We start from the raw sequence: 12,053 nt of genomic DNA on the forward strand, positions 1-12,053 counted from the left end.
CGCGGATCATGGGGATCGTGAACGTCACGCCCGACTCGTTCAGCGACGGCGGACGGTACGCGGATGCCGACGCCGCCGTCGCCCACGGCCTCCTGCTGCGCGCGCAGGGCGCCGACATCCTCGACGTCGGAGGTGAGTCGACGCGCCCGGGCGCCGAGCGCGTGGACCCCCGCGTCGAGCGGGAGCGCGTACTTCCCGTCGTGCGCGCCTTCGCCGAGGCCGGGATCCCGGTCAGCATCGACACCATGAACGCGTCCACCGCGGTCGCTGCCGTCGACGCGGGAGCACGCATCGTCAACGACGTGTCGGGCGGCCTCGCCGATCCCGGCATGCTCGCCGCGGTCGCGCCCACCGGCGCCGACATCGCCCTCGGCCACTGGCGCGGGCACTCGACCGACATGTACGCCCGCGCCGAGTACGCAGACGTCGTAGGCGAGGTGCTCGCCGAACTGCGCGAACGGGTCGAGGTCGCGGCATCCCTCGGCATCGCGCCGTCGCGCGTGATCCTCGATCCGGGCATCGGCTTCGGCAAGCTCGGCGACCAGAACTGGGGTGTGCTGCGTGGCCTCGAGCGACTGGTCGGACCGGGTGCGCGGGTGCTGGTGGGCACGAGCCGCAAGCGGTTCCTCGCTGAAGCACTCGCGGCCGACCCGGCCGACGTCGACGAGCGTCGCCGCGATCTCGCAACCGCTGTGACGAGCGTGCTGGCTGCTCAGGCGGGCGCCTGGGCCGTGCGCGTGCACGATGTCGCAGGTACGCGCGATGCTCTCATCGTGGCGCGCAGCTGGGAGGAAGGAGCGGCATGGGACCCCTCGACCAGATCACGCTGACCGGCGTCCGGGCGTTCGGCCACCACGGCGTGTTCGCCGACGAGCGGCGCGACGGCCAGGAGTTCGTCGTCGACGTGACCCTGTCCGTCGACACGACGCAGGCGGCGGCATCCGACGACGTCGCCGACACGGTGCACTACGGCGAGGTCGCCGAGCGGATCGTCGAGCTCGTGGGCAGCGATCCGCTGAACCTCATCGAGGGCGTCGCGGCGCGCATCGCGGACGACCTGCTCGAGCATCCGCTGGTGCACACGGTGTCGGTGACGATCCACAAGCCGCACGCGCCGATCACGGTGCCGTTCGCCGACGTGTCGGTGACGATCCTGCGCAGCAGGCGCGAGGGGCCGGACGCGTGAACCGGCGACTCGCGCAGGGCTTCGACGGCGACGTCCAGCCGCACCCGCATGCGCCTGTCGAGGCCGTGGTCGCGCTCGGCGCGAACCTCGGCGACCGCGCCGAGACGATGGCGGCCGCGATCACCGACCTCGCCCGGCTGCCGCTGGTCGACGCGGTGCGCGCGTCCGAGCCCGTCGAGTCGGTCGCGCTGAAGCCCGAGGGCCGGGATGCCTCAGCCCCCGTGTACCTGAACGCCGTTGCCGTCCTCACCACGCGCCTGGCGCCGTCGGTGCTGCTGGACTACCTGCACGCGATCGAGCGCCGCCACGGCCGCGTGCGGTCGGCCGAGCGCTCGGCGCTCGAGCCCGGGTGGGAGGACCGCACGCTCGATCTCGACCTCATCGCGTACGGCGACGTCGTCAGCGACGATCCGCGCCTGCTGCTGCCGCACCCGCGCGCGGCGGAGCGGGACTTCGTGCTGGGCCCGTGGCTGGCCGTCGACCCGGACGCGGTGCTGCCGGGCGTGGGGCGCGTCGACGAGGCCTTGCGCAGGCTGCGGGGCGAGGGATGAAACGCACCGGCGCCGGAGTCCTCATCGTCGCGGCGGTCCTCGGGGTCGCGGTGGGATTCCTCATCGACCAGGTCCTGACCTCCGCCGGGCGCTCGACCTTCACGCCCGCGGTGACGCTCCCGATCCTGCTGGTGCTGCTCGGTGCGGTCGTGATCGCCCTGGCCGTGCCGATCCGGCGGGCCACGCGCGGCACGTCGACGTCCGCGGTCAACCCGTTCCGGGCGCTGCGCATCGCGATGCTGGCGAAGGCGTCGAGCATCGTCGGCGCGGCGATCGGCGGTCTCGGCGCGGGGCTCTGGATCTTCCTCGCGACCCGGCCGGTCACGCCGTCGATAGGCTCGTGGGGAACGGTCATCGCGACGACCGTGTGCGGTGCCGTCCTGGTCGCCGCCGGACTCGTCGCGGAGCACCTGTGCACCATCCGGAAGGACGACGATGACGAACAGCCCGGAGATGATTCCGGACTCGAACCCCGCCTCAAGAGCCACTGAGGGCCAGGACTCGTTCGAGTCGCTCGTCGAGCCGAAGTCCGAGAACCGGCTCGTCCTCGAGGGCGGGGTGTGGCACCAGATCTCGCCCAAGTATGTGACGGTGCAGCTGATCTCGCACGGCTCGATCCTCGCCATCGTGGTGGTCGCGACGCTCGTGCTGGCACTCGTGCTGCACCTGCAGTGGGCGTGGATCGTCGGCGGCGTGCTGGCCGTCATCCAGATCTGGACGCTCGCGATCCTGCCGCGCCAGGCGCGCGCGATCGGCTACCGCCTGCGCGAGGACGACCTGGTCTTCCGCCGGGGCATCCTGTGGCAGCGCTTCGTGGCGGTGCCGTACGGCCGCATGCAGCTCATCGACATCACGCACGGACCGCTCGACCGCGGGTTCGGCATCGCCCAGCTGAAGTTCGTGACGGCGGCCGCGGCGACGGGTGTCGTGATCCCGGGGCTCGCTCAGTCGACCGCCGAGACGCTGCGCGACCACCTCATCGAGGTCGCCGAGAGCCGGCGCACGGGGCTATGACCGTCCCCGCACCGCCGCCGGCTGCGCCGCCGCCGCAGCTGGTCCGCTCGCCGCTCAGCGACGGCGAGTGGCATCGCCTGCATCCGCTCACACCGCTGCTGCGCGGCGGGCTGTTCCTGCTCGTCGTGATCGGCATCGTGATCTCGAACCTGCGCGACCGGCTGGTGTACATCTTCCTGCCGTGGCTGGCGCCGGGCGTCGGCGACGAGGTGGTCGAGTGGGAGGAGATGGGCGGCGACCCGGTCGACTTCATCATCGCGAACAACCTCTACGTGCTGGCCGCGCTGACGGTGCTCGGTGTGCTCATCATCCTCGTCGCGGTCTTCTACACGTCGTGGCGGTTCCACACGTTCCGCATCACCGAGGACGACGTCGAGGTGCGCAGCGGCATCCTGTTCCGCACGCACCGGCGCGCCCCGCTCGACCGTGTGCAGGGCGTCAACCTCACGCGCCCGATGATCGCCCGACTGCTCGGCATGGCGAAGCTCGAGGTCGTCGGCGCCGGCATGTCGGCCAACGTCAAACTCGAGTACCTGTCGACGGCGAACGCCGAGGCCGTGCGCGCCGACATCCTGCGGCTGGCGTCCGGGCGACGGCTGGCGGAAGCGGCGGCCCCCGGTGCGGCCTCGCGCCCGGCCAGCCGGACCGCTGCACTGGGGCTCACGGTCAGCCGCGAGCTCACCGGGATCATCGAGGGGCCAGAAGCCCCCGTGGCCGAGCCCGAATCCGTCGTGCACATCCCGCTGGGCCGGCTGGTGGCATCCCATGTCCTCAGCATGTCGACGATCGGCCTGATCTTCGCGTTCGTGGCGATCGTGATCGGGGTGAGCCAGGGCGTCACGTGGATGCTGTTCGGCTTCGTGCCCGCGATCATCGGTTTCGGCGCGTACTGGGTGCGGTCGATCTTCAAGTCGCTGCGGTACTCGATCGCGCCGACGCCCGACGGGGTGCGCATCACGTACGGGCTGACCACGACGATCACCGAGATCCTGCCGCCGGGCCGTGTGCACGCGGTCGAGGTCACGCAGCCGATCATGTGGCGGCCGGCCGGGTGGTGGACCATCCGGATCAATCGCCTCACCGGACGCAGCGCCTCGGACGGCAGCAACGACGACTTCACGACGGTGCTGCCGGTCGGCACCGTGGCCGATGTCGAGCGCGTGCTGCGACTCGTGCAGCCGGCGATGACCGACGACGAGCGCGCGCTCGTGGTGCAGCAGGGCATGTTCGGCCCGACGGCCGACGACGCGTTCACCAACACGCCCCGGCGCGCATGGTGGATCCGGCCGCTGTCGTATCGTCGCAACGGTTTCCTGCTGACCGAGGATGAGCTGCTGATGCGGCGCGGGGTGGTGTGGCGCAAGATCATCATCCTGCCGCTGGCCCGCCTGCAGAGCTTCGGGCTCTACCAGGGACCGCTCGATCGCCTCAGCGGCGTCACGAACGGCCGCGCCCATGTCGTGCAGGGCCCGGTCACCCCCTTCCTGGCGGCGATCGACCGCGACCTCGCACTGCGGCTGTTCGACGATGTCGCTCGTGCGTCGGTCCGGGCGGCGCAGTCCGACCGGACTCACCGCTGGGCTCAGGACGAGGTGGATGCCGCCACCCCGGCTCCCGCGTCGGTCGCGGCCGCCGTGGCCACGACACCCGGCGCGCCGGCCGGGGCGGCGCCTTCCGCTGCACCGCCGACCCCACCGGCGGACGTCGCGCCGACGGCGCCGCCCGCCGTCTCTCCGCCGCCGGCCGACCACACGGAGCACCGCACATGACGCGGGACGGCCGGCTGGGCGTCGGCATCATCGGGGCCGGGCGCGTCGGACCGGTGCTCGGCGCAGCGCTCGGCGGCGCCGGACACGCGCTGGTGGGCGTCACGGCAGGGTCGGACCCGGAGCGCGTCGAGGCGATCCTGCCCGGTGTGCCGGTGCTCGACGCGACCGAGGTCGCGCGCCGGAGCGAGCTCGTCATCGTCGCGGTGCCCCACGACCAGCTCGAGGGCCTGGTCGCGGGGCTCGCCGATGTCGGCGCTTGGCAGCCGGGGCAGCTCGTCCTACACACCGATCCGGCGTGGGGGACCGCCGTACTCGCTCCCGCCGTCGGGAAGGGCGCGATCCCCCTGGCGGTGCACCCGGCGATCGAGTTCAGCGGGACGTCGATGGACTTCCGTGCGCTGACGAGCGCGTACGCGGCGGTGACGGCACCGGGTGCGGTGCTCCCGATCGCGCAGGCGCTCGCCGTCGAGCTCGGGTGCGAGCCGGTCGTCATCGAGGAGGCTGCGCGTCCCGCATATGCGGAGGCGATCGCGACGGCCCGCGAGTTCTCCCGCTCGATCGTGCGGCAGTCCACCGGGCTGCTGGCCGAGGCGGGCGTGCCGTATCCGGGCGCGTACCTGCGTGCGCTGGTGCACTCCACCATCGACCACGCCTTGAGTGAGGCGGGCTCCGGCCCGGGCGTCGACCCCACCGCTACGATCCAAGGATGATCAGCACCGTCGACGGCCTCCGGTCCCGTCTCGCCGAGGTCCGCGACGCCGTCCCGGGAGCCCGGGTCGCCCTCATCTCGACGATCGGCTCGCTGCACGACGGCCACATCGATCTCGTCCATCGTGCCCGCGAGGTCGCCGACGTCGTCGTGGTCTCGCTGTTCGTCAACCCGCTGCGCTTCGGGTCGCCCGCGGAGCACGCGGCCTACCCTCGCACGCCCGACGAGGACGAGAAGCTGCTGGAGTCGCTCGGCGTCGACGTCGTGTTCGCGCCGGACGCGGCCGAGCTGCTGCCCGACGGCAGCGCGACGACCAAGGTCAGCGCCGGGGACCTGGGGCTGCGCTACGAGGGTCGTGCCCGCCCGTTCTACTTCGACGGGCTGCTGACGGTCGAGGCCAAGCTCCTGAACCTCGTCCGGCCCGATGTCGCGGTGTACGGCGAGCGCGACCGGCAGCGCGTGTTCCTTGTGCGTCGCATGATCCGCGACCTGTTCTTCGACGTCGAGGTCGCGACCGTGCAGACCGTTCGGCGCGACGACGGCCTGCCGGTGTCCACGCGGGTCGGGATGCTCGAGGACCGTGACCTCGTCGCCGCGGCGCTGCTGCCCGCGGCGCTGGACGCCGCCGCCGCGAACGCCGACCGCGGCATCGACGCGTGCATCGCCGCTGCGCAGTCCACGCTGATGGGGGAGCCCCGCATCCGGCTGGAGTACCTGAGCGTCGTCGACCCGCAGACCTTCCTGCCGGCCGACGAGGGCTCTCAGGGTCCTGCCCTGGCGCTCATCGCCGCGACCGTCGCGGGCCACCGCTTCGTCGACAACGCCGAGATCTACCTCGGCTGACCGCCGCCGAGCGGGAAGGACACCGGTCGTCCCCGCTCGGCGCACTCCGGGCGGAGCACGTCGTCGCGTCCGCACGAAGCGCCCTGGATCAAGAGCCCTTGCGGGTCCGCACCGTGCTCTCTTCGACCTTCGACCGCTTCTGCTCGCGCTTCTCCTTGAGCGACAGCTGGGCTGGTTTCTTCGCCTGTTGCTTCGACATGATGTGCTCGCTTCCCCTGTGATAGTTGGCGGGTCCGGCCGACCATAGCCCAGTTCACAGGGGAAGTCATTTCCCGCCGGCGGGCGTCGGATCCGGTCGCCGTCAGACTCAGCGAGCCCGGAGACGGCCCTCGGTAGACTCGTCGGGTCCGCGTTCTGCGGAGAACACCCCACCGAGGAGCCCATCTCGTGACCGACACGACCCCGCCCGCCGAGCCGACCGAAGAAGACGTCTTCGAGCAGAAGGCCGTGCGGCTGGCCAAGCGCGAGCGGCTGATCGCCGAGCGAGTGGATGCCGCGGGTGGGGCGTACCCCGTGAGCCTGCCGATCACCGACACGATCCCGGGGCTGCGTGAGCGCTTCGGCGATCTCGAAGCGGGCGCCGAGACCGGTGTCGTCGCGGGTGTGGCCGGCCGTGTCGTGTTCAGCCGCAACACCGGCAAGCTCTGCTTCGCCTCGCTGCAGGCGGGCGACGGCAGCCGCATCCAGGCGATGGTCTCGCTCGCCGCGGTGGGCGAGGAGTCGCTGCAGCTCTGGAAGGAACTCGTCGACCTCGGCGACCACGTGTTCGTGTCGGGAGAGGTGATCTCCAGCCGTCGTGGCGAGCTGTCCATCATGGTGTCGGAGTGGCGCATCGCGTCCAAGGCGGTCCTGCCGCTGCCGAACCTGCACTCGGAGCTGAGCGAGGAGAGCCGCGTCCGCAGCCGCTTCCTCGATCTGATCGTGCGCGACCGGGCGCGCGACACGGTCGTCGCCCGCGCCAAGGTGAACGCCAGCCTGCGCGAGACGTTCGCGTCGCACGACTTCCTCGAGGTCGAGACGCCGATGCTCCAGGTGCAGCACGGCGGCGCCTCGGCCCGCCCGTTCATCACCCATTCGAACGCGTTCGATGCCGACCTGTACCTGCGCATCGCGCCGGAGCTGTTCCTCAAGCGCGCCGTCGTGGGCGGCATCGACCGCGTGTTCGAGATCAACCGCAACTTCCGCAACGAGGGTGCCGACTCGACTCACAGCCCCGAGTTCGCGATGCTCGAGGCGTACCAGGCCTACAGCGACTACAACGGCATCGCCGATCTGACGCAGGAGCTGATCCAGAACGCGGCGATCGCGGTGTCGGGATCCACCACGGTGACGTGGGCCGACGGAACCGACTACGACCTCGGCGGGCAGTGGGACCGGCTGTCGATGTACGGCTCGCTGTCGGAAGCGGCCGGCCGCACCATCACGCCGGAGACGCCGTTCGAAGACCTCGTCGCGCTGGCCGAGGCCGAGGGCGTCGACCTTCCGCCGCACCCCATCCACGGCAAGCTCGTCGAGGAGCTGTGGGAGCACTTCGTGAAGCCGGGACTCGTGCGCCCGACGTTCGTGATGGACTTCCCCGTCGACACCAGCCCGCTGGTGCGCGAGCACCGCTCGATCGCGGGCGTCGTCGAGAAGTGGGACTTGTACGTGCGCGGCTTCGAACTCGCCACGGGTTACTCCGAACTCATCGACCCGGTGATCCAGCGCGAGCGCTTCGTCGAGCAGGCGAAGCTCGCCGCGCGCGGCGACCTGGAGGCCATGCGCATCGATGAGGAGTTCCTGCGCGCTCTGGAGCACGGCATGCCGCCGACGGGTGGCATGGGCATGGGCATCGACCGTCTGCTCATGGCGGTCACCGGGCTCGGCATCCGCGAGACGATCCTCTTCCCGCTCGTCAAGTAGCCTCACCGCCGGAACGCCCAGTCGGGCAGGTGCCCGGCGTGCACGAACGACAGGACGATCTGTGACAGCCCGTGCTCGGGCTCGATGTCGCAGGCCCGCTGTGCGTACTCGGCGGCGTGAGTGGAGCGGCCGAGCGCCCATGCCAGCCACGCGCACATCGCCAACGGTCCGGGGCGGTCGGCGCGGGGGAGCGCCGCCGCCACCCGCCGCGCGAGTCGGAGTGCGGTGTCGAGCCGCACCGATGACGGCGGGTCGCCCTCGCCCCACATGCGCATGGCGAGGTGGGGCGGGTACTCCTCTCCCGACTCCCACCGCAGCTGTGCGGTCAGCGCCTCGTCGCCCTGGTGGAGGTTGCCCCTCCATTGCACCAGGGCGATGTCGCGCAGCGACGGTCGCGCGAGGCACCAGGCGATCGCCGCCAGGTCGTACGCGTCGAGCGCGTCAGGACACTGCAGCACGTCCTCGAACAGTTCGGGCAGGTCATCGAGGCGCCCCGCTGCGGCCAGGGCGCGGGGGTCGACGCGTTCCGCCCCGCAATCGGTGGATGCCTCGTCCGCCGCTTCCCCGTCGACCGGGGCGGGCACCGGCCCGAGGTCATCGGCCGGTCCCGGCGGCGACACGTCCGCGGCGGGCGGCTCGGCGCTCGTGGCGGCGCCGCCGAGCAGCGCGAGGGCCCGCTGCAGCTCGCCCATCGCCCGCGCGACCCGCGCACGCTGGTCGGGCGGGCAGTCCGGCAGGTCCGCTCCGGACACCTGATCACCGTCCGGAGCGGGCAGACCGCCGAGCCCCGCATCGTCGTGGTCCAGTTCGCCGAGCGGGCGGCCTCCGGGCGGGCCCTCCGGATCGAGCGCCGAGGCCCACGCATCCGCGGCGACACAGAGCAGGTCGCCGACGCCGACCCCGCACGCGTCGGCGTGGAACGCCACCGCGTCCAGCAGCGGGCGGTGCGGCATCCCCTCGTCCCCGAAGCGGGCGTCGGTGTAGACGATCGCGGCGATCGCGTCGGCGTCGGGGAGCCGGCAGACCATGCCCACGACGGTGGACGCGACGGGTTCGACGGATTCGCCGTCTGGCGGCAGGTCGAGCCGCATCGCGCCCAGGCTGCGCGAGCCGCGGAACGGGATCACCACGAGACTGCGCGCGGGCCGGAACCCCAGCAGCCGCGGGACGAAGGAGAGGAACTGCGCGGCATCCGCCGCCTTCACGATCATCGGGCTCATGGCCGACGACTCTCGCGGGCATGCCCCGCGCCGCGTAACCCCTGTGGACGGTTGGCACCGGCGACAGGCGATTCTCGGGGCCTGGGGAGGAACCGATACCCGCACGGCGTATCCTTGAGGGCATGGACTTCTGGGCTGCGGCGTTGTGGACACTCCTGCCGACCGTCCTGGTGTCGCTGATCTTCTTCTTCGTGCTGCGCAGCATCGTGCGCGCCGACCGCACCGAACGGCGCGTGTACGCGAAGGTCGACGCCGAGGAGCGCGCGAAGCGCGGCCTGCCGCCGCGGGCGGCGGCATCCACTCCCTCCGACAGCTGATCCGGCGCGTCGCCGCTGCGGTCCGGGCGTGTCGGCCGACCCCGCTACAGTGGGGCACACCGTCAGCCCGCACTGAGCAGCGCTTGAGAGGCACCGTCCGATGATCACCGTCACCATCGACGCGACGTGGTGGGTGGTGACGGTCCTGATCATCGACATCATCATCCGCGTCACGGCGATCATCGTGGTGCCGCGCAACCGCCGCCCGACGGCGGCGATGGCGTGGCTGCTGGCGATCTACTTCATCCCGATCATCGGCGTGTTCCTGTTCCTGCTGATCGGCAACCCGCGGCTGCCGCGCAAGCGCCGTCGCAAGCAGGAGCGCATCAACGACTACATCCACGACACGAGCGAGTCCCTCGACTTCGGCACGCTGCGCCCGCACGCGCCTGGGTGGTTCACCTCGCTCGTGACCCTCAACCGCAACCTGGGCGCGATGCCGCTCGCCGGCGACAACGCGGCGCACCTCATCCCCGACTATCAGGAGAGCCTCGACGCGATGGCCGACGCCATCCGCGAGGCGCGGCGCTTCGTGCATGTCGAGTTCTACATCCTGCAGACCGACGCCGCGACCGACAACTTCTTCCGCGCGATGGAGGAGGTCGCGGCGCGCGGCGTGACGGTGCGGGTGCTGCTCGACCACTGGGCGAACCGTGGCAAGCCGTTCTACCGCAAGACGCTGAAGCGACTGACCGCGATGGGCGCGCAGTGGCACCTGATGCTGCCTGTGCAGCCGCTCAAGGGCAAGTACCAGCGACCCGACCTGCGCAACCACCGCAAGCTCGTCGTCGTCGACGGGCGCGTCGCGTTCACCGGGTCGCAGAACGTCACGGCCTCCACGTACAACCTCAAGAAGAACATCAAGCGGGGCCTGCACTGGGTCGACCTCATGGCGCGCATCGAGGGCCCGGTCGTGGCATCCGTCAACGCGGTGTTCCTCAGCGACTGGTACTCCGAGACCGACGAGGTGCTCACCGAGCAGATCGACCTGTTCGACGTGACGGCGGGCCCCGGCGATCTCGACTGCCAGATCGTGCCGTCGGGTCCCGGATTCGAGTTCCAGAACAACCTCAAGCTCTTCGCGGGGCTGCTCTACGCGGCGCAGCGCAAGATCATCGTCGTCAGTCCGTACTTCGTCCCCGACGAGGCGATGCTCCTCGCGATCACGACGGCATGCCAGCGCGGCATCCACGTCGAGCTGTTCGTCTCGGAGGAGGGCGACCAGGCGATGGTCTACCACGCGCAGCGCAGCTACTACGAGGCGCTGCTGCGGGCCGGTGTGAAGATCTGGATGTACAAGAAGCCGTTCATCCTGCACACCAAGAGCCTCACGATCGACGACGAGGTCGCGATCATCGGATCGAGCAACATGGACATGCGCTCGTTCGGTCTCAACATGGAGATCTCGATGCTCGTGCGCGGCGAGGAGTTCGTCGACGAGATGCGCTCGGTCGAAGACATGTACCGCTCGCTCTCGCGAGAACTCACGCTCGACGAGTGGGAGAAGCAGCCCCTCCGCTCCACGGTGCTCGACAACCTCGCTCGGCTCACGTCCGCGCTGCAATGAGGCGTTCTCCCGGCCGATCGTGACCGGCACGTTATCGAGAGACTGAGATTCCCGGCCCGGTTGCGACACGATAGGGGAGACGGATGCCTCGGGGGTGAGCATCCGCAGACCACGAGGAGGCTCGCATGCCTGTCCGTTCCCGTTCACTCGCCGCAGGTCTCGGGCTCGCGCTGCTCGCCGCCGGTGTGCTCACCGCGTGTGCGTCGCCGGCCGGATCGGGCACGTCGTCCACGCCGTCGACGTCGCCCTCGGGTTCCGCGTCCGGCGGCATGTCGGCCGAGATCGAGGTCGACGCCGCGTGGGTCGACGGCGGGCGCATGATCGCGCTCGTCACCGAGGGCTCGTCCTCGACCGACTGCATCCCGATGGCCGGCGACGCGACGTACGCGAACGGGGTGCTCGAGGTCGAGCTCACGGCACCGCCCGCCGACACGGTGTGCACCGCGGACTACGTCTCGCGCGCGACGCTCGTGGGCGTGCCCGAGGGCGTCGATCCGACGCAGGACGTCGAGATCCGCCTCACCGGCGCCTACCGCGGCGACACCGACCTCGACGGCGTCCCCGGCCTGGTCGCCGGCGGGTCCACCGACTACCTGCCCAGCGCCGGCTGGGCCGATGACGGCCAGTTCGTCATCGTCACGTGGGGATCGTCCACCTGCGTGCCCGTCATCTCCGACGTCGCCGCGACCAGCGCGACCGAGGTCACCGTGACCTTCGCGACGCCGCCCGCGGACCAGGCGTGCACGATGGACATGGCGCCCCGCGCCAACGTCGCGCAGGTGACGACCGAGCTCGACGACGACTCCGAGGTCTTCGCGATCCTCACGGGGGCCGAGTTCGACAACGTCCGCATCCCGATCATCGGTCACGACTGATCCGTGGGGTTGGGGTGGTCGCGGGCCGCCCCAAAACCCACAACCCAGTGCGGGGGGCCAACCCCCACGCCCAGGAACCCCCCGCGGCAGCCACCACACC

13 protein-coding genes are annotated in these 12,053 nt (G+C 71.1%); 12 read left to right on the forward strand and 1 reads right to left on the reverse strand.

All coding sequences use genetic code 11. The features are described from left to right. The first annotated feature begins 8 nt into the window (after positions 1 to 8). From folP to lysS, 9 genes are all read left to right on the forward strand, one after another. Positions 9 to 830, forward strand: coding sequence for a dihydropteroate synthase (folP, locus tag ACFWJ8_RS09450; RefSeq protein ID WP_378810949.1), 822 nt, complete (start codon positions 9 to 11; stop codon positions 828 to 830). Further along, complete coding sequence (gene folB, locus ACFWJ8_RS09455; protein ID WP_378810861.1) at positions 803 to 1,186, forward strand: dihydroneopterin aldolase; 384 nt, start codon at positions 803 to 805, stop codon at positions 1,184 to 1,186. The genes folP and folB overlap by 28 nt, the downstream gene beginning before the upstream one ends. Further along, on the forward strand, positions 1,183 to 1,737 hold the full coding sequence (gene folK, locus ACFWJ8_RS09460) for a 2-amino-4-hydroxy-6-hydroxymethyldihydropteridine diphosphokinase (protein WP_378810863.1): 555 nt from the start codon (positions 1,183 to 1,185) through the stop codon (positions 1,735 to 1,737). Before folB ends, folK begins: the two co-directional genes overlap by 4 nt. Next, positions 1,734 to 2,228: a DUF3180 domain-containing protein gene (locus ACFWJ8_RS09465; protein WP_378810865.1), complete on the forward strand. Its 495-nt coding sequence runs from the start codon at positions 1,734 to 1,736 to the stop codon at positions 2,226 to 2,228. Before folK ends, ACFWJ8_RS09465 begins: the two co-directional genes overlap by 4 nt. Further along, on the forward strand, positions 2,173 to 2,751 hold the full coding sequence (locus ACFWJ8_RS09470) for a PH domain-containing protein (RefSeq protein ID WP_378810867.1): 579 nt from the start codon (positions 2,173 to 2,175) through the stop codon (positions 2,749 to 2,751). The genes ACFWJ8_RS09465 and ACFWJ8_RS09470 overlap by 56 nt, the downstream gene beginning before the upstream one ends. Beyond that, positions 2,748 to 4,520: a PH domain-containing protein gene (locus ACFWJ8_RS09475; RefSeq protein ID WP_378810869.1), complete on the forward strand. Its 1,773-nt coding sequence runs from the start codon at positions 2,748 to 2,750 to the stop codon at positions 4,518 to 4,520. The genes ACFWJ8_RS09470 and ACFWJ8_RS09475 overlap by 4 nt, the downstream gene beginning before the upstream one ends. Then, positions 4,517 to 5,230 carry a DUF2520 domain-containing protein gene (locus ACFWJ8_RS09480; protein ID WP_378810871.1) on the forward strand — a complete coding sequence of 238 codons (714 nt, stop codon included), beginning with the start codon at positions 4,517 to 4,519 and terminating at the stop codon, positions 5,228 to 5,230. The genes ACFWJ8_RS09475 and ACFWJ8_RS09480 overlap by 4 nt, the downstream gene beginning before the upstream one ends. Continuing rightward, on the forward strand, positions 5,227 to 6,072 hold the full coding sequence (gene panC, locus ACFWJ8_RS09485; protein ID WP_378810873.1) for a pantoate--beta-alanine ligase: 846 nt from the start codon (positions 5,227 to 5,229) through the stop codon (positions 6,070 to 6,072). Before ACFWJ8_RS09480 ends, panC begins: the two co-directional genes overlap by 4 nt. Before the next feature lie 387 nt (positions 6,073 to 6,459). Then, positions 6,460 to 7,974 carry a lysine--tRNA ligase gene (gene lysS, locus ACFWJ8_RS09490; RefSeq protein WP_378810874.1) on the forward strand — a complete coding sequence of 505 codons (1,515 nt, stop codon included), beginning with the start codon at positions 6,460 to 6,462 and terminating at the stop codon, positions 7,972 to 7,974. Positions 7,975 to 7,976: 2 nt separating this feature from the next. Here lysS and ACFWJ8_RS09495 read toward each other — a convergent pair whose 3' ends face one another. Beyond that, positions 7,977 to 9,194: a DUF4192 family protein gene (locus ACFWJ8_RS09495; protein WP_378810876.1), complete on the reverse strand. Its 1,218-nt coding sequence runs from the start codon at positions 9,192 to 9,194 to the stop codon at positions 7,977 to 7,979. A gap of 122 nt (positions 9,195 to 9,316) precedes the next feature. On the opposite strand from ACFWJ8_RS09495, the gene ACFWJ8_RS09500 reads away from it, so the two are divergent. From ACFWJ8_RS09500 to ACFWJ8_RS09510, 3 genes are all read left to right on the forward strand, one after another. Next, on the forward strand, positions 9,317 to 9,511 hold the full coding sequence (locus tag ACFWJ8_RS09500) for a hypothetical protein (RefSeq protein WP_378810878.1): 195 nt from the start codon (positions 9,317 to 9,319) through the stop codon (positions 9,509 to 9,511). 100 nt (positions 9,512 to 9,611) lie between these two features. Further along, entirely contained in the window at positions 9,612 to 11,078 is a 1,467-nt protein-coding gene (gene cls, locus ACFWJ8_RS09505; protein WP_378810879.1) for a cardiolipin synthase, read from the forward strand. 125 nt (positions 11,079 to 11,203) lie between these two features. Further along, entirely contained in the window at positions 11,204 to 11,953 is a 750-nt protein-coding gene (locus tag ACFWJ8_RS09510) for a hypothetical protein (RefSeq protein WP_378810881.1), read from the forward strand. The last annotated feature ends 100 nt before the right edge of the window (positions 11,954 to 12,053 follow it).

The sequence above is a fragment of the Microbacterium sp. NPDC058389 genome (genome assembly GCF_042722305.1).
GTDB lineage: Bacteria > Actinomycetota > Actinomycetes > Actinomycetales > Microbacteriaceae > Microbacterium.